Genomic DNA, 20,077 nt, shown 5'->3' with positions numbered 1-20,077 from the left:
GCTGTGTGGACGCGGGGGTGTAGACGGTACCGGTCCCCGTCCGGGCGTCGCCCAGGGGTCACTCACGACAACGGAGGTGCGAGCTAGCTGGTCAACGGGCGGGACCGTCGGGTCGGGCCGCGTGGTCGTCGTCGGGCGCTTGCTCGCGATTCGTGGCCTCGGCGAGCGGTGTCGCGTCAGCGACTGTGGCGCTGACGGCGTCGGTGGTGAAGTCGGCTGTGACTTCTGTGGCGAGGTCGTCGGCGACCGCGGCGGCGAGCGTCAGCAGGGCTCGTTTGTGGTCGTCGCGAGACGCCTGTAGCGACATGGGGGTGACGCCGCGCGTCTCGTAGTCGGCGAGCGCGTCGGCGTCGAGCGCGTCGCGGTCGATCAGGTGGTCGGCGACCGTTCGGACGAGCGCGTGGAGGTGGACGAGTTCGTGCTTCCGCATCGTAGTACACGTCGTAAGTGCTGAAGACGGCTAAAGACGCCGCTCAGAGGCCGAATTCGACCGAAGACGGGGAGTAATCGATTCCGTCTGGTACGGATCAGGCGCTGGAGGAGGAGCCGCCGTCGGCGCGGTCGCGGTACACGCGCAACAGCTCCTCGAGGATCATCCCCGAGCGGTCCGTCGTCGCGTAGTTCTCGTCGATGAACTGCTCGGCCTCGGCGAAGTCGTTGCGGAGGCCGAGTTGGCGCACCGTGATCACGGCGTTGAGGAAGTCGCGACCGCCGTCGGCCCCCAACAACACCGGCTCCTCTTTCAGGTCCAACTCATCGCGGATCTCGCCGTAGTTGAACGTCTCTGGCTCCCAGTCGTCGCTGACGAGTGCGAGCACGTACTCCGCCGAGAATCGGTAGAACTCGGACTTGCTCTCGAAGACGCCGTCGTCGACGAGTGAGTCAATCTCGTCGACCACTTTGTCTGGGTATCGAACGGTGTCCTTGGCCATTCCGAGTTCCTCCTTCGTCAGCCCGTTAGTACGATGCATATAGAGTCTTTTGGTAGCCTGACAGACTCGTCTCCGCGATCAGTCGATAGGAGCCCCGAGGCACCTGATTTTCCCATTTGATACGCAAAGACGACATTCAAAGGGGTGCGCGGTCGGTCGGGGGTGCCGACAGCGAACCGTGTCGTTCACCTGTCCCGTGGCCGAATCGCGGCGCGTGCGTCGCCCGTCGCTCGATGCCGTCCGGGGGTTCGACCGCGCGGTGTACGTCGTCGCGGCGGGGCAACTGGTCAACGTCTTCGGCGCCGGCCTCGTCTACCCGTTCGCGACCGTCCACTTCCACCTCCAGGTCGGCATCGCGCTGGCTATCGTCGGCCTCGGCCTCGGCGCCAAGAGCGTCACCTCCGCCGCCGGCACCGCAGTCGGCGGCTTCCTCGCGGACGCCGTCGGTCGCAAACCCGTGATGGTCGCCTCGATGGCACTCACCGCGGTCGCACTCGCGGCATTCGCGTTCGTCCCGGCGTTCGCGACGGCGGTGCCAGCCGGGGTCGTCGCCGCGACGGGCGTCTCTGCCCTCGGCGTGGCGTTCGTCGGCGTCTGCGTCGTCTCGGGATTCGTCTCCGGTCTGTACACGCCCGCCAGCCACGCGATGACTGCCGACCTGACCGACGCCGCCGAGCGGGACCGCGGCTACGCCCTGTTGAAGGTCGCGAACAACGTCGGCTTCGGCGCCGGGTTCGTCGTCGGCGGCCTCCTGTACGCGGTCGCCTCCGTCGCGGTGTTCCTCGCCGACGGCGCCACCTCCGCGGTCGTCGCGCTCGTGCTCTTGCTGTTCGTCCCGCGGGTGGACCGCGACGACGCGGGTGGCGACGATGGAACCGACCACGACGGAGGCGACGACCGCGCCCCGACCGGCGCCCTCGCGGCGTGGTGGCGCGCGGCGACCCGCCCGCGGGTAGTGGCGCTGGCGGCAGTCAACGTCGGCTTCGCCGTCATGTACGCGCAGATGCAGACGACCGTCCCCGTCGTCGCGAAGGAGGGACTCGGCCTGACGGCGGCGCAACTGGGCACGCTGTACGTCGTGAACCCGCTCACCATCGTCCTCCTCCAACTCCCGCTCGTCGACGCCGTCGGAGGCTGGCGTCGCACCCGCGGCCTGGTCGCCTCGGCGGGCTTCTGGGCGGTGTCGATGCTGGCGGCGTGGGGCGCCGACCTCGCCTCCGTGGCGCCGGGAACGGGACTCGCCGCGCCGGCGGTGCTCGTCGGCGTCGCGCTCGTCGGCGGCCACCTCCTGTTGCGGACGGTCGGCGAGATTCTCCACTCGCCGCTGGCGTCGGCGCTCATGTCGGACCTCGGGACGGCCGCCGAACGAGGGACGCAACTGTCCGTGCTGGAGGTTGCAAAACGACTCGGCATCGGGCTGGGGTCGTTCGCCAGGGGAGTGCTCTTCGACTACGGTCTGTCCGAACTGCTGTGGCCGGCACTCGTCGCCGTCTGCGGCCTCGTCGTCCTCGCACTGCTCGCGCTGGAGCGCACTGTGACTCCGCGAGAAAACGGCGCCCGGGGGGACGCGACGCGTGAGGCGGTCGGTGAGATCGGAGACGACGACGCCGCGGGGTCGGCGTCGGAGTGACCGAGTGTGGTCGACCGTCTCCTCAGTCGTCGCCAGCGTGGCGCTCGCCGCCGTCGGCGACCGCCGGTGTGTCGAACGGGTCGGCGGTCGGGTCGGGGCCGTCTGCGGACTCGGTCTCGAACTGTTCGAGGCGACCCGTGAGCCGATCTGCGAGCCCCGACAGCCCCTCGGCGCGGTCGGAGATCTGGGCCGTCGAGGCCGCCGCCTCCTCGGCGGCGGCGGCGACGCCATCGACGGTGTCGGCGCTCTCCTCGCCGGCGATGGCGGCGTCTTCGACCATCGAGACCACCTCCTCGGTGGAGGTCGCCTGCGAGTCCGTGGCGCGGTTGATCTCCTGGACGCCGCTGTCGGCGGACTCGATCCGCTCGCTGACGTCCTCCAGCGCGCCGAGCGCGTCGTCGATGGTCTCGCGCCCCTCGCGCACCTGCTCGCCGGTGGCACGCATGTTCTCGGCGGCGCCGTCCGTGGCGGCGCGGATGTCGTCGACGAGGCGCTCGATGTCCGCGGCGGCGACGGACGCCTCCTCGGCGAGCGCCTTCACCTCGCTGGCGACGACCGCGAAGCCGTCGCCCTCCTCACCCGCACGGGCCGCCTCGATGGAGGCGTTGAGCGCGAGCAGATTCGTCTCGTCGGCGATTCCCGAAATCGTCTCGACGATGGCGCCGACCTCGCTGACCTCGCTCTCCAGCCGTTCGACCTGGTCGACGGCCTGGGTGGCACGCTCCTCGACGGCGTCCATCTCGTCGAGGGCGTCCTCTGCGAACTCGCTGCCGGCCTCGCCGCGCTCGGCAGCCGCCCGGGAGACGGTCGCCACCTCGTCCGCCGAGGAGGCAACCTCCTCGACGGTGGCGGACAGTTGGTTCATCTCGCCGGCGGCCTCGCGGAGGCGGTCCCCCTGCTCGGCGGTCGACGCCGACACCGTCTCGACGTCCGCGCTGACGCCCTCGCTGACCGTACGGATCTGGTCGGCGCCCGCGGCGACCTCTTGGGCGGTGGTCGCGACGTGGGTGGCGGTCTCGCCGGCATCGGCGACGAGTGCTTCGAGGTCGTCGATCATCTCGTTGAACGACTCCGCCACGAGCGCGAGTGCGTCGTCGCGGTCGCCGGGGTCGAGTCGGACCGTGAGGTCGCCGTCGGCCGCGCGGCGCATCGACGAGCCGAACGCCTCCGCGCGCGCCGTCAGCGCGTCGTGCAGTTCGCGCATCTCGACGCGCGCCGCCTCGGACTCCTCGCGAGCGGTCTCGGCGGACTGGCGCGCCTCGCGTGCCGCCGACGCCTCCCGCTCTGCGTCCGCGCGGGCGGCCTTCGAGTCGTTCACGACCGACAGGGTGCCGGAGGTGCCGACGGCGAACGCCGCCACGGTCGCGGTGAGCAGGGACACGCTCAGCGTGTCGAGCACCGACCACTGCACGCCGGCGTGCTCGGCCAACACGACACCGGTCCAGCCGGCACCCAGCACACACGCGAGGAGGTAGTTCGCCCAGAAGCCGGACTCCACCTCGGCGTCGCGGTAGTTGAGGACGGCGTAGCCGGCGGCGCCGACGAAGCCGAGGAAGCCAACGAGGTCGAACAGCGTGGCGAGTTCGACCATCAGGCCACCTCCCCACCGTCGGTCACGGCGGCGTCTGCTCGGCTGGGCGACTCGTCGTCGCCGTCACCACCGCCCAGTTCGTTGCCCGTCACGATCCGCTGGCGACGCCGGTAGGCGGCGACGAGGAACAACAGGCCGGCGGCGCCGATGCCGACCGCGTGTTCGAGGAGGCCCAACACCTCGCCGAGGAACAGGTGTTCGGCGTTCGTGGCCACTGCACCGAACACCAACAGCGCGTAGCCGAGTGTGAACAGTCGTGACCCCTCTGTCCGTTGTGTGACCACCGGAATCAGCCCGACGAGTGCGACGGCGACCAACACCAATTCCTTGGCGTCGAGCGCCCCCAGTTCGAATGCCATACCCGCACGGTCGCGACCGAGGATATAACGGAAACGGCGTGGTTCTCACCGGAGATTCTGACACTTCAGGCCCTGAGGAGCCGGTATCGGCACCTCCGACGTAGTCACGCCGGTGGGGAGAATTGCCGGACGCGTTACTTGCTCTGCCGGTACACCAGGTTGCGCTGCACCTCGCTGGCGCCCTCGTAGATGACTGGAATGCGCACGTCGCGGTAGACGCGAGCGATGCGGCGCTCGGTCAGGATAGAGCGGCCGCCGTGGAGCTGCATCCCGCGCTCGGCGCAGTCGACGGCCATCTCGGTGGACTTGAGCTTCGCCATCGCGGCCCACAGGCCGGCGTCCTCGTGGTTCGCCAGTTTCTCGGCGGCGCGCCAGTTGAGCGAGCGGGCGGCCTGGAACTCGGTGATCATGTCTGCGAGGTCGTGCTGGACCGACTGGAACTCCGAGATGTGGCGGTTGAACGCCTCGCGGTCGTGGACGAACTCCCACGCCTCCTCGATGGCGGCGGCGGCGAGGCCGATGCCGTGGCCGCCGACGACGACGCGTCCGTGGTTGAAGAAGTCCGCGAGCATGTAGAAACCGCCGCCCTCGGCGCCGATGAGGTTCTCCTCGGGGACGAAGCAGTCCTCCATGACGATGTGGCCCTGCTTCGAGGCGCGCATCCCCATCTTCTCGGGGATGTGCTCGGCCTCGTAGCCGTCGGTGTCCGTCTCGACGATGAAACAGGAGTAGTTGCCGTAGCGGTCGTCGGAGTCACCCGTCTTCGCGTACACGGTGAGCCAGTCGGCCTCGACGGCGTTGCCGACCCAGTACTTCTCGCCCGTGATCTCGTAGCCGCCCTCGACCTTCTCGGCCTTCGTCGTCATGCCCGCAAGGTCGGAGCCAGTCTGCGGTTCGGAGACGGCGAGGCCGGAGAGTTGCTCGCCCTCGGCGACCGGGCGGACGTACTCCTCACACTGCTCCTCGGTGCCGTAGTCGTACACGAGTTCGTTGCCGAACGACGCGAGCATCAGCGTCAGGCCGATGCCGGCGTCGGCGCGGTAGAACTCCTCCGCCAGCGCGAGCATCTCGTAGATGTCGAAGCCGCGACCGCCGTACTGCTCGGGGATGTCCTGCCCGACGAGGCCGGCTTCCTGGCCCGCCTCCAGCACCTCTGTCGGGTAGTCGTCGGCCTCGAAGTGCTCCTGCGCAACGGGCGCGATGTGCTCTTGAGCGAACTCGCGCGCCTCGCGCTTCACGTCGCGCGCGTGCTCGGGAACCAGCGACTCGTCCAGCAGTCCAAGGTCCGTGTTCATGATCCCCACTCGGGAACGACTCACCATAACATCCGTGGAACTGTGGACCCCGGGCCTCGCGTTTACTGGGCTCTCCGTCGCTCTCGTCGCGGGCTACTCCTCGTCGTCGTCGGCACCAGTTTCGCCGTGGTCGGCGTCCGGATCGGTGTCCCCCGTCTCCCCCTCTTCGACCGTGGAGTCGCTCGTCTCTTCTCCATCCGTCTCGGGGGCGTCTTCCTCGCGTTCGTCGGCCCCCCCTTCGGTCGTCCCGCGCTCCGCTGCCTCGTCACCGTCCCCGCCCCCGTCATCGTCCACCGCCTCCTGCTCGTCGGCGTCGGCGGTGCCGTCAACGACGGCGGTCAGCCGCTCGCGCACCTCGGGACGACGAACGGTGCCGGAGACGGTCCGCGGGAGCTCCTCCGCGAACGCGACCGTGCGGGGGAGTTTGAACCCCGCGAGCCGTTCGCGACAGAACGACTCCAGCGTCGCCGCCGAGAGGTCGGGGTCGGATCGGACGACCAGCGCGGCCACCCGCTCGCCCCACTCGTCGTCGGGGACGCCCACGACGACGGCGTCGTCGACGCCGGGGTGCTCGCGGAGCGTCGCCGTCACCTCCCCGGGGTCGACGTTCTCGCCGCCGGAGATGATCCGGTCGTCGAGGCGGTTGAGCACGTACACGAAGCCGTCCTCGTCGCGGTAGCCCACGTCGCCCGTCCGGAGCCACCCGTCCTCGGTGAACGCGCCGGCCGTCGCGGTGGGGTTGCCGTAGTAGCCGTCGGCGACCGTCGGGCTGGCGACGACGAGTTCGCCCGTCTCACCCGGCGGGAGGAGCGTGCCTTCCGTGTTGCGGACGGCCACGTCCGTCCAGAACAGCGGGCGACCGACGGTGCCGACGCGGTCGAACGCCTCCTTCGGTCGTGCCGTCGTCACCTGGGACGCCGTCTCGGTCATCCCCCACGTCGGGTGGACCGGGACGGAGTAGTTGCGACAGCGTTCGATCAGCGAGTCCGGCGCGGGTGCACCGCCGAGCAACACGGTCCGCAGGCAACTCGGGAGCGTGCCGCGGGCGTCGAGCATCCGCGACAGCATCGTCGGGACGAGCGAGACGCCCGTCACGTCGTACGCGCGGATGTCGTCGACGGCGCCGCCGGCGTCGAACTCCCGCCGGAGGACGACGCTCGTCCCGTACAGCGTCGCCCGGTACAGCGGCATCACGCCCCCGGTGTGGTGGAGCGACAGCGTCGCGAGGTAGCGGTCGTCCGGGAGCACGCCGAGGCGGAACGCCGACGCCGTCGCCGACGCGAGCACGTTCCCCAGCGTCAGCGACACGAGTTTCGGGTCGCCCGTCGACCCCGAGGTGAACAGCATGAGGAGGTGGTCCTGTCGCCCCCACCGGACGGTCGGGACGGCCCCGTCGGGCGCCGCGTCCACGTCGGCGACGCGCCCGTCGCTCGGGGTGTCTAACGAGACGACCGGCACCGGGTCGTGGTCGCCGGCGGGCGCGTCGCCGGGTACGTCGGCGGGTGCGTCGGCGTCCACCGGGGCCTCCTCGTCGACACCCTCGTCGGCGACGCGGGCGGGTTCGAACCCGTCGGTCGAGTCCCAGCCAGTGGCGGCCCCGTCGCTTCCGCGGCCGAGGGCGGCGTCGACGACGACCGACTCGGTGTCGGCGCCACACACCACTGCGGTCGCGTCGGCGGCGGCGAGTTTCGGTCGCAGTTCCGCGGCGGTGAGGCGGTCCGAACAGAGCACGAGGCGGACGCCCAACCGCATCGCCGCGTGGACGAGTGCGACGTACTCGACGCGATTGTCAAGTACGACCGCGAGGTGGTCACCCGGGCCGATACCGAGCCCCGACAGTCGGGAGGCGAGTGCCTCCGCTCGGGCGTCGAGGTCGGCGTACGTCAGCGACTCCCCCGAAGCGGCGAGCACGAGCGCCTCGGCGTCTGGCGTGGCGGCGACACGGTGGGAGAGCCAATCGCGCATGGGGGCGAATGGGTCGCCCCCCACTACCCTCTTTCCATCGTCGCGAGCGAGCGGGACCGGCCCGTCTCTTCAGTGCTGGACGAACTCCACGAGGATCCCGCCGGTGTCGCGCGGGTGGAGGAAGGCGACCTCGTGCCCCCACGCGCCCGGACGTGGCTCCTCGTCGATCAACTCGACGCCGAGGTCGCGGGCGCGGGCGAGTGCCCCCGCGATGTCGTCGGTCGCGAACGCCAGGTGGTGAATCCCCGGCCCGTTTCCGTCGACGTAGCGGGCGATGGTCCCCTCGTCGTCGAGCGGTTCCAGCAGTTCGAGATACGAGTCGCCGACCGCGAGGAACACGACGCGCATGCCGTCGAACTCCTCCTCGTGGACGACCTCGCAGTCGAGGAGGTCGGCGTACAGCGCCGCGAGGCCGGCGGCGTCGTCGGTCGCGATCCCGGCGTGGTCGAGATGCATACCGGTCGGTCGGCGGCGGGTGCGATAAAATCCGTGTCCGTTCCGTGTCCGGGTCCTGGTCCGGCGGCGTCGACGACGCGAGGTTACTGCCCGGGCTTGTACTCGCCGAACTCCTCGCGCATCACGTCACAGATCTCACCGACCGTCGCGTACGTCTTCACGGCGTCGACGATGTGGGGCATGACGTTCTGGTCGCCCTGACACGCGTCCCGCAGCGAGGCGAGCGCGGCGTCGGTCGCCTCTTGGTCGCGGTCGTCGCGCAGGGCCTGCACGCGGTCGATCTGTGCTTGCTCCTCCTCTTCGGAGACGTCCTCCAAGTCCATCTGGGGCTCCTCGTCTTCGATCCGGAACTCGTTGACGCCGACGATGACGCGCTCGCCCTCTTCGATCTCGCGCTGGCGTTCGAAGGCGGTGTCTTGGATCTGGCGCTGGACCCACTGGCTCTTGACGGCGTCGAGCATCCCGCCGCGGGTGTCGACCTCCTCCAGGATCTCGAACGCCTCCTCCTCGATGCCGTCGGTGAGGCTCTCGACGTAGTAGCTCCCCGCGAGCGGGTCGATGGTGTCGGCGGCGCCCGACTCGTGTGCGAGGATCTGCTGGGTGCGCAGGGCGGTGCGCACGGACTTCTCGGTCGGCAGCGACAGCGCCTCGTCTTTCCCGTTCGTGTGCAGCGACTGGGTTCCGCCGAGGACGGCCGCCAGCGCCTGGTAGGCGACGCGGACGACGTTGTTCTCAATCTGCTGGGCGGTGAGCGTCGACCCGGCGGTCTGGGTGTGGAACTTCAGCTGTTTCGACTTGGGGTTCTCCGCGCCGAAGCGCTCCTCCATGATCTGGGCCCACATCCGGCGGGCGGCGCGGAACTTCGCGACCTCCTCCAGGACGTTGTTGTGGGCGTTGAAGAAGAAGGAGAGCTGTGGGGCGAACTCGTCGACGTCGAGACCTGCGTCGACGGCGGCCTGCACGTACTCGATGCCGTCGCCGAGGGTGAACGCGATTTCCTGGGCGGCGGTGGAGCCGGCCTCGCGGATGTGGTATCCGGAGATGGAGATGGTGTTGAACTTCGGCGTCTCGTTCGCGCAGAACTCGAAGATGTCCGTGATCAGCCGCATCGACGGCTCCGGCGGGTAGATGTAGAGGTTCCGCGCGATGTACTCCTTCATGATGTCGTTCTGGATGGTGCCCCGGAGTTCGGACCGGTCGACGCCCTGCCGGTCGCCCATCGCGACGTACATCGCCAGCAGCACCGACGCGGGTGCGTTGATCGTCATCGAGGTGGACACCTCGTCCAGCGGGATGCCGTCGAACACGCGCTCGAAGTCCTCCAGCGAGTCGATGGCGACGCCCGACTTCCCCACCTCGCCGGCGGCCATCGCGGCGTCGGAGTCGTACCCCATCTGCGTCGGCAGGTCGAACGCCATCGACAGCCCCGACGACCCCTGGTCGATCAGGTACTGGAAGCGCTCGTTCGTCTCGCTGGCGGTGCCCATGCCGGCGTACTGGCGCATCGTCCACAGGCGCCCGCGGTGCATCGTCGGGTAGACGCCGCGCGTGTACGGCTCCTCGCCGGGGAAGCCGATGTCCTCGTCGTAGTCGATGTCCGCCACATCGTCGGGCGTGTACAGTCGTCGCACGTCCTGCCCGCCGGTGTCGGTGTCGAACGTCTCCTTCCGCTCCCCGAAGCGGTCGAGCGTCGGCGAGAGGGTCTCCTCCTCCCACTCCCGCTTCCCCTCGCGGATCGCTTCGAGGTCGTCGGGGTCGTACATGATCGACCGAACACGCGCCCGTGGCTTAAAGCGGGGGGACGGTGGCCGCGGGCGGGGGACCGTGCCGCCGGCGGGCGTCGACCCGCATCCGAAACCGCCGCCGTCGTCGTGTGGGCTTTATGTCGATGCCGCTGGTGGGACCGGCCATGCAAGTCGCTCCGTTGCAACTCGACCCCGTCCTCACCGGGGCGTACGTGTTCCACACTCTGTTCGCCGGCCTCTGGGTCGGCGCGGTCGTCCTCACGGCGTGGAAGGTGGTGCCGCTGGCGCGAGACGGTGACATGAACCCGGAGGTGCTCGGGGGCATCACCTCGGGCGTCTCGTGGATCACCCGGATCGGCGCGCTCGTGTTCCTCGTGACGGGGGGCCACATGGCCGCGACCGTCTACGGCTCCGAGGGGCTGTTCATGCCGCCGCGTGGCCACGTCGTCCTCACGATGCTGGGGCTGTGGGTCGTGATGACCGGTCTCGTCGAGGTCGGCGGGAGCAAGATCCGGTCGGCGCTGGACGAGGGGAAGGTCCGCACCGCCGCCCGCGACGGTGGGACGTTCCTGCGCGCCGCCGCCGTCGTCGGGCTCGTGTTGCTCGTCCTCGGTGGCTACCTCGCCGCCTGAACGGCCACTCGCACCGTCGCTGACCCATCGCGCCTCACGCCTAAGTCCCAGCCCCACGAGCCGCCGGTATGGTCCTCTCAGAGGAGGTGTCGCGGTTCGTCCGCGCCGCCGGACCCGCACACACCGACGTACAGGAGCGCATGGCCGCCTTCGCCGCCGACCACAATTTCCCGAACATCGGTCCCGAGTCGGGTGCCGTCCTCCGCCTGCTCGCCCGCCTCACCGACGCGAGCACGGTGTTCGAGTTCGGGTCTGGCTTCGGCTACTCCGCGTCGTGGTTCCTCCGCGGCGGCGCCGACCGCGTGGTGCTCACCGAGTTCGACGCCGACGAACTCGACCAGGGGCGCGCGTTCATGACCGACGCCGGCCTCGCCGACCGCTGCGTCTTCGAGCAGGGCGACGCGATGGAGACGGTCGAGCGCTACGACGGCCCGTTCGACGTGGTGCTGATCGACCACCAGAAGGAGCGCTACGCCGACGCCTTCCACGCCGTCCAGGACAAACTCGCGCCGGGCGGCGTCGTCGTCGCGGACAACGTGATGCGCGGCCCCATCGACTTCGACGCGCTGCTGGCGTACGTGGACGGCGACGCCGACGCGCTCGACGCGCAGAACGACCAGACTCGTGGGATCGCCGACTACCTCGACGCGGTCCGCGGCGACGACGGCGTCGAGACGACCGTCCTCCCGGTCGGCTCCGGACTGACCGTGAGCACGACGGTCGAGTGATCGACCCGGGCGAACATTGAAACCCGAAGCCGGGACCAGCGACGCCGTGCCTTGATCCTCGACCCGTCGTGTCCAGCGGGTGTGCGACACACCGCGACGGGAGCAAGCGGCCGAGTGACGGGGTGTCTCGGTCGACGCGTGTCGCCTGTCAGCCTCCTCGACGCTGAGGTACGCGTCTCCTTAGTGACGCGAACGACGCTGTGGCGCCGACTCCGTCGTCGTCACCGCCGGCTGCCGGGTTGCGGGTCGACGTGCGGCTTGGGCATCAGGTCCTCGAACGGCTGGTCGTCGAGCCACTCGATCAGGTGGACCAACTGGTCGCTCGCGGCCTCGAACAGCTGTGCCCCCTTCTCCGGCGTCGCGTCGGTCTGGTCGCCGAAGACGCCGTTCTCGGAGTTGTCGGGCGAGTCGTAGTACGTCCGCGAGCCGAACTGCCGCACGTCCGCCTCGGTGAGGTCGACGAGGCCGCCGTCGCGGGCCGCCTCCAGTCGGTCGGTCCGCACCAACTCCTCGGCGATGTGCATGATCATCGCCGTCTCCTTCGGGCCGCCGTGGGGGCCGTTGTGCTCGAAGATGGACGAGACGAGGTCTGGGATCGACTCGTCCCACATCCACTCGATGGCGTAGGCGGTCTCGTCGCGCCGGAGGCGACGACCGACCTCCCGGAGGTGCTGGGTGTTGCCGCCGTGGGCGTTCACGTACACGATCCGGTCGATCCCGTGGTAGGTGAGGTTGCGCGAGAAGCTCTCGACGTAGTCGCGGAACACGCCCGGTTCGACCCACATCGTGCCGTGGAACTGGCGGTGGTGCTCGGAGACGGCGATCCTGACCGGTGGGGTACAGAGGACGTTCGTGCGGTCCGTCGCCTCCCGCGCCAGCGCCTCGGCGATGAGGTAGTCGGTGGCCAGCGGCAGGTGCGGGCCGTGCTGTTCGGTCGAGCCGAGCGGGACGACCGCAGTCGACTCCTCGGCGACGTAGTCCCCGAGTTCCGGCCACGTCTGGTGAGAGAGGTACACGGTCGAGGCAGGGACGCGGAGGGGATGAATCCGGGGGTGGCGGCGGCCCGCGACCGGGGCGGCCCCACCGTGACGACCGGCGGGGGCTTCGCCACGCTTTTGCTCCGTGCGGGCCACTCGCCGGGTATGTTCGGAGGCGGCGGGATGAACCCGCGCAAGATGCAGCAGATGATGAAGCAGATGGGTATCGACGTGACCGAGATCGACGCTGAGGAGGTCGTCATCAAGACGGCCGACGAGGACCTCGTGTTCGAGGCGCCGCAGGTCACGAAGATGGACGCCCAGGGCCAGGAGACGTACCAGATCGTCGGCTCCCCCGAGACGCGCGAGAAGGGCGCGGCCGCGGCTGTCGAGGGCGACGCCGACGCCGGTGACGCTGACGCCGACGACGGCGGCGCGGTGCCCGACGACGACGTGCAACTGGTCGCCACGCGCGCCGGCGTCAGCAAGGACGAGGCCCGTGAGGCGCTGGAGGCCGAGGGCGGCGACCTCGCGGCCGCAATCTCCCGGCTGGAGTGAGCTCGTACCTCCTCGTCCACGCCGAGTCGGACCGGGAGTACCTCCGCGGTCCTGGTGACGAACTCCAGACCGACTTGGGCGTGCTCGAGGTGCCCGAGGACGTCGAACACGGCCAGGTGCTGGAGACGCATCTCGGCGAGCCGTTCCACGTCCGTCGGCTGCGCGGCCCAGACCTGTTCAACCACTTCGAGCGCACCGGCGCGCCGATGATGCCCCGCGACATCGGGCTCGTGATCGGCCACACCGGCGCGCAGTCGGGCGACCGCGTGCTCGACGCCGGCACCGGAACCGGCGTGCTCTCGGGCTACCTCGGTCGCATCGGCGCCGACGTGACCACCTACGAAATCGACGCAGAGTTCGCCGAGAACGCCCGCGAGAACATGGCGATGGGCGGCGTGAGCGACCGCGTCGAGGTGCGCACCGGCGACCTGACCGACGACCTCGACGCCCTCACCGACGGCGAGCCGTTCGACCTGATCACCCTCGACACCGCCGACGCCGCAGACGTAGTCGCGCGGGCCCCCGATCTGCTCGTCCCCGGCGGCTACGTCGCCGTCTACACACCGTTCGTCGAGGACGCGCGCGACACCGAACGCGCGGCCCGCGAGGCCGGCCTCGGCGAAGTGCGCACCATGGAGACGATCCAGCGCGAACTGACGGTCGACGACCGCGGCACGCGCCCCAGCACCGCCGGCGTCGGCCACACGGGCTACCTCCTCTTCGCACGCCGGATCGAGTGAAAATCCAAGCGACTCGAATCCTGAAAACTGAAGTCAAGGACCCGCGCACATCCCGTCGTGACGACACGTTCCCCCTCTACACTCGCGGGAGAGACCCTCGCCGACGCCGACGACGTGTTGCTCGTCGCCCCGCGACCGGCGCTCGTCCGAGCGGTCGTCGACCGCCTACGCGAGCGCTACGACGGGACGGCGGCGGTCCCCGACCGAGTCAGACTCCTCTGTTCGCCCGAAGTTGCCGAAGACGCGTTCCGCGACTTCCTCGTCGCCGCGACCGCCGTCGAGGCCATCGAGTCGGGTCCCCTCGCGGTTCGGACCGCCACCGTCGACGCGAGCCTGTCGGTCGTCGACGGGACCGTTCAACCGCGGTTCCGCCTGCCACCCGACGACGACGGTGTTATCGGCGGGAGCGTCCACGGCGCGGAGGCCGACGGCGCGGTCTCGGCGGCACTCGCCGAGACCTACGACCGCCGCTGGGAGCGCGCTGACGAGCGCGTTCCCGACGTGCCCGCGCACGAGACGCTGGTCGAGTCGTTCGCCGACCGGTGGCCCGAGGCGGCGCCGGAGTTGGACGACGCGTTCGACGCCGCGAGGGGGACGGACCGCTCGCCCGTGACCGTCTGTACGCTCGTGGCCGCGCGAAACCGGATCCTCACCATGCGTCTCGGCGAGTGGGCCGAGGAGGTCGACTTCTCCAGTCGGACCGAAATCGCCCGTGCGAAGTCGCGCCTCGTCGACGCGGGCGTCGTCGACACCGAACGCGAACCGGTCGGTGTGGGCCGCCCTCGCCACCGCCTCGTGCTCGCGGATGAGGCGTTCGCCGGGCTGGCGCCCGCCACACTCGTCGAGCGTCTCGACGAGACGCTGGAGGCGTAGCGACCGACTGTCGGCGATACGCGGTGGCGGCGGGGGGACCGCCACCGGGGACACCGATAAGTCGGTCGGAGCCGTTTGCGTGACACGTTATGAGCGCCGACGACACGCCGGGGCGGGGACGCGGAGAGACCACGACGTGGCCCGACTTCGGGATCGCGTTGTACGAGCGGCTGACCGGTCGCGGCGCCGAGATCAGCTACACGTTCGACGACATGGAGGTCGACGTCCCGAGTGCGGCGGGTGAGGACGCCGAACACGCGCACTGGCGACTCAACGGGACGCTCCGAATCGCCTCCAGCGAGCACGCCGACGAGGACGACGAGGAGTGAGCGACGCGAGGGGCGGTCGCGACCGCCCGCCGACTGGCGATCCCGAGACGCTCGCCGTGGAGGAGTTTCGAATCGCCGCCGACGTCGAGGCGACCGTCGACGGGGACGCACTCAGTGTGCGGACGGTAGACGGTCGGGTCGAGGTGACCGCCGACGGGTTCGGTGCGCTCCGGCAGGTCCGGTCGCTTCGGGACGTGCTCCCGGCGGCGGCGGTGGACGCACTCGACAGGCTCCCGGTCGACCGCGTGCCGCTCGGGGTCCGCGTCGCCGGCGTCGAGGTGGCCCGTATCGACCCAGGCGTCCCGCCCGGTCCGCTGTCGCGTGCGCTGGGCGTCGCGCCGGCCAGCGTCGACCTGCGCGGCGTGGTCCGCGCGCTCGTCCGGGAGCGACGCGAGCGGTGAGGCCACCGCCACCCAACGCAGGTCGGGGTCACGCCGTGTCGCGCATCAGCGCGAACAGGTCCTCGCGGAACCGCTCGGGGTCCAGCGCCGCCGTCACCGCGTCGGCGGTCGCGGCGTCGGGCGCCTCGCGGACCGCCGTCGGGTACGCGCCCCCGACGAGGAGGTAGGCGTCGTCGGCTGGGCGGACGGCCGCCCACCCACGCGCCCGGACGCCGACGCCGTCGAGACGACACAGTGCCTCGTAGCCCGCCAGCCGGTCGGCCGGGTCGAGCGACTCGCTGGCGTCGGCTGTGGCGTCGGGGGCGCGACGGACACCGTCGAACCCCCTTTCGCCGAGCGTGTCGGCGAAGCCCGCGTGGGCGCGATTGGCGATGATCCGCGTGAGCGGCGGTGAGGGCGTCGCTGACGGCGTCAGCGTCAGTCGACTCGCGACGAAGAAGCGCCACAGGCGGTCGAGGCCAGTCGCCTCGCGGAGGCGCTCGCGGAGGTCGACGTCTTCGTAGACGACGGTCGCGGCGTCGACGGTGACCACCTTGGCGTCGAACGCGCGCGTCTCGCGTCGCTCGCGCTCGCGCCAGCCCCCGGCGTCGAGCGTCGCCGTCGGGAGCGTGGGAAACACCGACATACGTCGGTTCGGCGTGTCGGGTTCACACGGCATAACTGTCCGCCCGTTGTCGCCGGGGTCGATCCGTCGCGCAACCGCCGCTAGCGGGCGAGTGGACCCGACGAGTCGGTGACTTTAACCGACATCCGCCCGCAGTTTCGACAAATGGCTTTTGAGGACCTCCTTGGAGACCCTGTCATCCAGAAGTACCTCCACGAGCTCGTCGGCCCGACGGGGATGCCCGTCGCGGCGGCCCCGCCGGATGGCGAGGTCACCGACGAGGAGCTCGCCGAGGACATGGGACTGGAGTTGAACGACGTCCGCCGCGCGCTGTTCATCCTGTACGAGAACGACCTGGCCTCCTACCGTCGCGTCCGCGACGAGGACTCCGGGTGGCTCACGTACCTGTGGACGTTCCACTACGAGAACATCCCGGAGAACCTCGACGAGGAGATGCACCGGCTCCTGGAGGGGCTGGAGAAGCGCCGTTCCTACGAGTCCGACCACCAGTTCTACCTGTGTGAGGTCGACTCCATCCGCTTCGAGTTTGAGGAGGCGATGGAGTTCGGCTTCGAGTGCCCCGAGTGCGGGTCGCCGCTGGAGTCGATGGAGAACTCCCGCCTCGTCGAGGCGATGGAGTGGCGCATCGACCAGCTCCGCGACGAGTTGAACGTCGACCGCGACGAAGCCGAGGCGGAAGCGTAGATGGTTGTCCTCGCGACCAAGTGCTACGTCTCCGGTGAGGCTCGCGACCGCGCACTCGACGGGATGACCTCGCTGGTGGGCAACGAGTTGGGCGACCTCGACGTCGAGTTCGACGTCGGCGTGCGCCACGACGACTTCGTGTCCGTCACCGTCTCCGGCGACGACGAGACCGTCGCTCGCAACGTCCTCCGCGAGGAGTGGGGGGAGATCACCGACCACTTCAGCGACGGCGAGACGTACGCCGGCACGCTAGAGGGGTGGGACGAGGACGGGTTCGTCCTCGACGCCGGCACGGAGGTCCGCATCCCCGCCGACGGCCTCGGCCTCGGCGCCGGGACCCCCGAGCAGATCCGCGACCGGTTCGGCATCGTCCAGCACACCACCCTCCAGTTCGTGTACGACGAGGACGGCGACCACGAGTTGGCCGACGCCGAGCGCGACCGCCTGTACGACTGGACGCGCGGCCAGGGCCGCGTGAACGTCAACTCCGCGACCCGCGCGGAGACGCGCGCGACGGTGAACCGCGCCGGCCACGCCAACGACATCGTCACCGTCGAGCGCCTCGGCCTGCTCGAACAGAGCATCATCTGCCGGGAGAACACCGACGCCCCCGGACTCCTCGCGTCGATCGGCGGCTACCTGCCCTCCGAACTGAAGGCGGTCGTCCCCCAGTAACAGATGGATCGGAGTCGGCTCCTCCCGGTGGTCGCGCTGGTCGCGATGCTGTCGCTGTCGGGCTGTCTCGGCCTGCTCGGCGGCGGCTCCGTCCCCGCCGAGCGACTCGACGCGGCGCCGCCCGGCGGGTCGTACGCCTGGAACGAGAGTGTCGACGACGACCTCGACGCCCACATCACGATCAACGAGGACGCGACGTTCTCGGCGGTGTACGCCGTCAACGGGAGCGAGATCGAACTGTTCCGCCGCGACGGACTCGGCGGGACGAACCCGCTCGACGTGCGCGCGGTTCGGTACCGCTACCCCAACGGGACGGTGATCAACGGCACCGAACTCCACCGGCGCGGCGCCGTCGATCAGACGCGCGACGTGGTCCGCATCGACCTCCCCGGCGAGGGCGACGTCGACGGCGACCGCCTCGCGTTCACCGCGGGGTCGACGCCGAAGCGGTTCGCGCTCCCGACGTACGTGACGGGCTCCTACGAGGTCGTCCTCCCGCCGAACCGCCGCACGTCGCTGCCGGTGTTTGGCGACGCCAGCCCCGGTGGTGCGACCACCAGCATCGACGACGAGAGTCGCCTCCACATCCGCTGGGACGACGTGCAGTCGCGCTCGGTGATCGTCCAGTTCTACCTCCCGCAGGACGTGCAGATCTTCGGCGCGGTGTTCGCCGTGTTCACCGTCGTCGGCGCCGGCGGCCTCCTCTACTACCGCCGCCAGATCGAGGCGCTGCGCGAACAGCGCGAGGAGATGGGCCTCGACGTCGACACCGGCGACGACGACCTCGGCGACGACGGCCCGCCGCCGGGGATGCGATAGCCGCGACAGTCCGACCGCGGGGCGCCGCCGCTCGCCGTCGCTCCGAAGGTCGCCGCTTATCCGCCCTCGTCTCTTGTCCACGCCCATGACCGAGCAGTCGCCGCCGTGTCTCGACGTGCCGCCGGACGCCGACCTCCCGCCGCTGGCGCTCGACATCGACGGCACGCTGACGACGCCCGACCACACCGTCGACCCGCGGGTGTTCCGCGTGCTCCCCGATTGGCCCGCGCCGGTCGTCCTCGCGACGGGGAAGTCGTTCCCGTACCCGGTCGCGCTGTGTCACTTCGCGGGCATCCCCGAGCGCGTCGTCGCGGAGAACGGCGGCATCGTCTGCGTCGACGAGACGGTGCGCGTCACGGGCGACGCCGACCGGGTGGCTCGCGCGGTGGCGGCGTTCCGCGAGCGCGGCGGCGACCTCGGGTGGGGCGACGCAGACACGGCGAACCGCTGGCGCGAGACGGAGGTCGCGGCGCGCCTCAACGCCGACGAGGACCTGCTCCGGGCGGTCGCCGACGAGTTCGACCTGACGTTCCTCGACACCGGCTACGCGTACCACCTCACCGACCCCGACGTGAGCAAGGGCGCGGCGCTGGAGGAGGCGGCGGCGGTGCTCGACCGCGACCCCGGCGAGTTCGTCGCCGTCGGCGACTCGATGAACGACGCCTCGACGTTCCGCGTCGCGGGCGACAGCTACGCGGTCGCGAACGCCGACGCGACGGCGCGTGAGGCCGCCGACACCGTGCTCGACGAGGGGTACATGGACGGCACGCTCGCGGCGCTGGCGGCGGTGATCGAGCGGGCCGACAGGCGGGTCTGACTCACGGGCCCGGATCCCGGGTGCGACGAGAGGGGCGCGGAGACGGGCCGCCGTGCCGACTACTCCGGCGTGGTCGCGTCGGCGACCCACGCGGCGAACGGCTCTGCGACCGCGTCTTCCTCGAAGCGCTCGACACACGGCGTGTCGTACGGGTGCGCCTCGGCGATGCGCGCCTCCGTCTCGGCGACGCGGTCGGCGGTGGTCTTCACGAACAGTACCTCCTCGGGGTCGTCGGCGACGACCGCTCCGTCCCAGCGGTAGGTGGAGCGGCACGGGACGCGGTTGACGCAGGCGGCGAGGCGCTCGTCGACGAGCGTCTTCGCCAGGTCGGCGGCGGCGCCCGGCGGGGCGGTGACGTACAGCGTCGGCACGACCGGCTTACGCGCCGGCGGCGCCGTCGTCGACCTCCTCGAACGGGACGAACGTGCCGTTGATGTCCCACTCGTGGACGCAGTACACCTCGCCCGCGGCGTCGTCGGCGACGACCCAACTCTCGGTCGCGTCGTCGAACCGCTCCTCGCGACCGCACCGCTCGCAGACGCGCTCGCGTGGGCGTCGGATACGGACTGACATACTCGACTGTGGTCCGCGATCGGACTTAAACCCTGCCGGGGGTGACTGCCGCCGGCGTCCCGGGGATGTTTAGCCGGTCCCCGTCGAACGGCGGACGATGGGATTCCACACGTTCGACGTCGACCGCGCCGACGCGCTGGAGGATCCGAGTCGCTTCCGCTACTGCTCCGGCGAAGAACTGCTCGCGATGCTCGCGCTCGGCGACGACGACGCCGTCGCCGACCTGGGGTCGGGGACCGGCTTCTACACGGACGTCGTCGCGCCCCACGTCGGCGCCTGCTACGCCGTCGACGTGCAGGCGGAGATGCACGACCTGTACGCCGAGAAAGGGCTGCCGGAGACGGTCGAGACGGTGACCGCGGGCGTCGCGGACCTCCCGTTCGCCGACGACGCGCTCGACGCGGCGTTCTCGACGATGACGTACCACGAGTACGCGACCGACGAGTCGCTGGCGGAACTCGCGCGTGTCGTCCGCCCCGGCGGCCGTGTGGTCACGGTCGACTGGACCCGCGACGGTCCCGGCGACGCGGGACCGCCGACCGACGAACGGTTCGGCGTCGGCGACTGTGCGAGCGCCTTCGAGGAGGCCGGGTTCACCGTCGAGCGCGCCGAGACGCGCCGCGAGACGTTCGTCTGCGTCGCTCGCCGCTGAGGAGGCTGACGAGAAGACGGC

25 protein-coding genes are annotated in these 20,077 nt (G+C 70.4%); 13 read left to right on the top strand and 12 right to left on the bottom strand.

Annotated elements, in window-relative coordinates; genetic code table 11:
• Positions 1 to 91 precede the first annotated feature (91 nt).
• Together P0R32_RS06785 and P0R32_RS06780 are read right to left on the bottom strand one after the other, a co-directional pair.
• Entirely contained in the window at positions 92 to 430 is a 339-nt protein-coding gene (locus P0R32_RS06785; protein WP_276239196.1) for a UPF0058 family protein, read from the bottom strand.
• A 97-nt stretch (positions 431 to 527) separates the two neighbouring features.
• Positions 528 to 932 carry a ribbon-helix-helix domain-containing protein gene (locus P0R32_RS06780; RefSeq protein WP_276239195.1) on the bottom strand — a complete coding sequence of 135 codons (405 nt, stop codon included), beginning with the start codon at positions 930 to 932 and terminating at the stop codon, positions 528 to 530.
• A gap of 214 nt (positions 933 to 1,146) precedes the next feature.
• On the opposite strand from P0R32_RS06780, the gene P0R32_RS06775 reads away from it, so the two are divergent.
• The gene (locus tag P0R32_RS06775) at positions 1,147 to 2,562 is read left to right on the top strand and encodes an MFS transporter (RefSeq protein WP_276239194.1); all 1,416 of its coding nucleotides are present in this window, start codon (positions 1,147 to 1,149) and stop codon (positions 2,560 to 2,562) included.
• 22 nt (positions 2,563 to 2,584) lie between these two features.
• On the opposite strand, the gene P0R32_RS06770 is transcribed toward P0R32_RS06775, so the two are convergent.
• From P0R32_RS06770 to P0R32_RS06745, 6 genes are all read right to left on the bottom strand, one after another.
• Positions 2,585 to 4,153 carry a methyl-accepting chemotaxis protein gene (locus P0R32_RS06770; RefSeq protein ID WP_276239193.1) on the bottom strand — a complete coding sequence of 523 codons (1,569 nt, stop codon included), beginning with the start codon at positions 4,151 to 4,153 and terminating at the stop codon, positions 2,585 to 2,587.
• On the bottom strand, positions 4,153 to 4,512 hold the full coding sequence (locus P0R32_RS06765) for a DUF8530 family protein (RefSeq protein WP_276239192.1): 360 nt from the start codon (positions 4,510 to 4,512) through the stop codon (positions 4,153 to 4,155). Before P0R32_RS06765 ends, P0R32_RS06770 begins: the two co-directional genes overlap by 1 nt.
• Before the next feature lie 134 nt (positions 4,513 to 4,646).
• Positions 4,647 to 5,807 (bottom strand): acyl-CoA dehydrogenase family protein, encoded by a 1,161-nt coding sequence (locus P0R32_RS06760; protein ID WP_276239191.1) that lies wholly within the window; start codon positions 5,805 to 5,807, stop codon positions 4,647 to 4,649.
• Between the two features lie 93 nt (positions 5,808 to 5,900).
• Positions 5,901 to 7,772 (bottom strand): class I adenylate-forming enzyme family protein, encoded by a 1,872-nt coding sequence (locus P0R32_RS06755; RefSeq protein WP_276239190.1) that lies wholly within the window; start codon positions 7,770 to 7,772, stop codon positions 5,901 to 5,903.
• Positions 7,773 to 7,841: 69 nt separating this feature from the next.
• Positions 7,842 to 8,228 carry a methylmalonyl-CoA epimerase gene (gene mce, locus P0R32_RS06750; protein WP_276239189.1) on the bottom strand — a complete coding sequence of 129 codons (387 nt, stop codon included), beginning with the start codon at positions 8,226 to 8,228 and terminating at the stop codon, positions 7,842 to 7,844.
• An 83-nt stretch (positions 8,229 to 8,311) separates the two neighbouring features.
• A complete protein-coding gene (locus tag P0R32_RS06745; RefSeq protein ID WP_276239188.1) occupies positions 8,312 to 9,991 on the bottom strand; it encodes an acyl-CoA mutase large subunit family protein in 1,680 nt (559 codons plus the stop codon).
• Positions 9,992 to 10,137: 146 nt separating this feature from the next.
• On the opposite strand from P0R32_RS06745, the gene P0R32_RS06740 reads away from it, so the two are divergent.
• Together P0R32_RS06740 and P0R32_RS06735 are read left to right on the top strand one after the other, a co-directional pair.
• Complete coding sequence (locus P0R32_RS06740; protein ID WP_276239187.1) at positions 10,138 to 10,605, top strand: transporter; 468 nt, start codon at positions 10,138 to 10,140, stop codon at positions 10,603 to 10,605.
• Positions 10,606 to 10,673: 68 nt separating this feature from the next.
• The gene (locus tag P0R32_RS06735) at positions 10,674 to 11,333 is read left to right on the top strand and encodes an O-methyltransferase (protein ID WP_276239186.1); all 660 of its coding nucleotides are present in this window, start codon (positions 10,674 to 10,676) and stop codon (positions 11,331 to 11,333) included.
• A 221-nt stretch (positions 11,334 to 11,554) separates the two neighbouring features.
• Here P0R32_RS06735 and P0R32_RS06730 read toward each other — a convergent pair whose 3' ends face one another.
• Positions 11,555 to 12,349: a creatininase family protein gene (locus P0R32_RS06730; RefSeq protein ID WP_276239185.1), complete on the bottom strand. Its 795-nt coding sequence runs from the start codon at positions 12,347 to 12,349 to the stop codon at positions 11,555 to 11,557.
• A gap of 126 nt (positions 12,350 to 12,475) precedes the next feature.
• On the opposite strand from P0R32_RS06730, the gene P0R32_RS06725 reads away from it, so the two are divergent.
• The 5 genes from P0R32_RS06725 (at position 12,476) to P0R32_RS06705 (ending at position 15,211) form a co-directional block, all read left to right on the top strand.
• The gene (locus P0R32_RS06725; protein ID WP_276239184.1) at positions 12,476 to 12,868 is read left to right on the top strand and encodes a nascent polypeptide-associated complex protein; all 393 of its coding nucleotides are present in this window, start codon (positions 12,476 to 12,478) and stop codon (positions 12,866 to 12,868) included.
• Positions 12,865 to 13,608 (top strand): methyltransferase domain-containing protein, encoded by a 744-nt coding sequence (locus P0R32_RS06720; protein WP_276239183.1) that lies wholly within the window; start codon positions 12,865 to 12,867, stop codon positions 13,606 to 13,608. Before P0R32_RS06725 ends, P0R32_RS06720 begins: the two co-directional genes overlap by 4 nt.
• A gap of 57 nt (positions 13,609 to 13,665) precedes the next feature.
• Complete coding sequence (locus P0R32_RS06715) at positions 13,666 to 14,481, top strand: transcriptional regulator TbsP domain-containing protein (RefSeq protein WP_276239182.1); 816 nt, start codon at positions 13,666 to 13,668, stop codon at positions 14,479 to 14,481.
• An 89-nt stretch (positions 14,482 to 14,570) separates the two neighbouring features.
• Positions 14,571 to 14,810 (top strand): hypothetical protein, encoded by a 240-nt coding sequence (locus P0R32_RS06710; protein ID WP_276239181.1) that lies wholly within the window; start codon positions 14,571 to 14,573, stop codon positions 14,808 to 14,810.
• Positions 14,807 to 15,211, top strand: a complete 405-nt coding sequence (locus P0R32_RS06705) for a hypothetical protein (RefSeq protein ID WP_276239180.1) — start codon at positions 14,807 to 14,809, stop codon at positions 15,209 to 15,211. Before P0R32_RS06710 ends, P0R32_RS06705 begins: the two co-directional genes overlap by 4 nt.
• Positions 15,212 to 15,239: 28 nt before the next feature.
• Here P0R32_RS06705 and P0R32_RS06700 read toward each other — a convergent pair whose 3' ends face one another.
• Positions 15,240 to 15,836 carry a DUF6517 family protein gene (locus P0R32_RS06700; RefSeq protein WP_276239179.1) on the bottom strand — a complete coding sequence of 199 codons (597 nt, stop codon included), beginning with the start codon at positions 15,834 to 15,836 and terminating at the stop codon, positions 15,240 to 15,242.
• A 144-nt stretch (positions 15,837 to 15,980) separates the two neighbouring features.
• Between P0R32_RS06700 and P0R32_RS06695 the strand changes: the two genes are divergently transcribed.
• The 4 genes from P0R32_RS06695 to P0R32_RS06680 all read left to right on the top strand — a co-directional run bounded on the left by P0R32_RS06695 (position 15,981) and on the right by P0R32_RS06680 (position 18,831).
• On the top strand, positions 15,981 to 16,520 hold the full coding sequence (locus P0R32_RS06695; RefSeq protein WP_276239178.1) for a transcription factor: 540 nt from the start codon (positions 15,981 to 15,983) through the stop codon (positions 16,518 to 16,520).
• Positions 16,521 to 17,195, top strand: a complete 675-nt coding sequence (locus P0R32_RS06690; RefSeq protein WP_276239177.1) for a DUF2110 family protein — start codon at positions 16,521 to 16,523, stop codon at positions 17,193 to 17,195.
• A 3-nt stretch (positions 17,196 to 17,198) separates the two neighbouring features.
• Positions 17,199 to 18,014 (top strand): DUF5803 family protein, encoded by an 816-nt coding sequence (locus P0R32_RS06685; RefSeq protein WP_276239176.1) that lies wholly within the window; start codon positions 17,199 to 17,201, stop codon positions 18,012 to 18,014.
• 85 nt (positions 18,015 to 18,099) lie between these two features.
• Entirely contained in the window at positions 18,100 to 18,831 is a 732-nt protein-coding gene (locus P0R32_RS06680; protein WP_276239175.1) for an HAD-IIB family hydrolase, read from the top strand.
• Positions 18,832 to 18,890: 59 nt separating this feature from the next.
• Here P0R32_RS06680 and cutA read toward each other — a convergent pair whose 3' ends face one another.
• Together cutA and P0R32_RS06670 are read right to left on the bottom strand one after the other, a co-directional pair.
• Complete coding sequence (gene cutA, locus P0R32_RS06675; protein ID WP_276239174.1) at positions 18,891 to 19,202, bottom strand: divalent-cation tolerance protein CutA; 312 nt, start codon at positions 19,200 to 19,202, stop codon at positions 18,891 to 18,893.
• Between the two features lie 7 nt (positions 19,203 to 19,209).
• Positions 19,210 to 19,404: an HEWD family protein gene (locus tag P0R32_RS06670; RefSeq protein ID WP_276239173.1), complete on the bottom strand. Its 195-nt coding sequence runs from the start codon at positions 19,402 to 19,404 to the stop codon at positions 19,210 to 19,212.
• Positions 19,405 to 19,501: 97 nt separating this feature from the next.
• On the opposite strand from P0R32_RS06670, the gene P0R32_RS06665 reads away from it, so the two are divergent.
• The gene (locus P0R32_RS06665; RefSeq protein ID WP_276239172.1) at positions 19,502 to 20,056 is read left to right on the top strand and encodes a class I SAM-dependent methyltransferase; all 555 of its coding nucleotides are present in this window, start codon (positions 19,502 to 19,504) and stop codon (positions 20,054 to 20,056) included.
• Positions 20,057 to 20,077: the final 21 nt, after the last annotated feature.

The organism is Halobaculum marinum, from assembly GCF_029338555.1.
Taxonomy (GTDB): Archaea; Halobacteriota; Halobacteria; order Halobacteriales; family Haloferacaceae; genus Halobaculum; species Halobaculum marinum.
Note: the sequence above shows the minus strand (reverse complement) of the source record. Positions and strands in the feature narration are given on the sequence as shown.